Here is a 246-nt window from a genome sequence, read left to right on the forward strand (position 1 = left end):
GCATGTGACCGACAGGTTCTGCCAGCAAGGTGATACCGGCCTGCACGTCCAGCCCCTGACGCGCCATATGGAAGAGGCCGCACTGCGCCTGACTCGTATACACAGCTGAAGCTGTCGACGACGAACCAAGAGTGGAAACATCGGTGGGTGNAAGACAGGCACATGACCGATACGCTCGGCCAGCAAGATGATTCCGGCCTGCACGTCCAGCCCCTGACGCGCCATATGGTAGAGGTCGTACTGCGC

Annotated in this window: 1 pseudogene; it reads right to left on the bottom strand. The window is 60.4% G+C overall.

The annotated features are described in order from the left end of the window. Window positions 1-141 precede the first annotated feature (141 nt). Window positions 142-246, bottom strand: a pseudogene (locus ACQ4LH_RS22205) (hydroxypyruvate isomerase); the annotation flags it as partial.

The organism is Pseudomonas peli, assembly GCF_050563605.1.
GTDB classification, from domain to species: Bacteria; Pseudomonadota; Gammaproteobacteria; order Pseudomonadales; family Pseudomonadaceae; genus Aquipseudomonas; species Aquipseudomonas peli_A.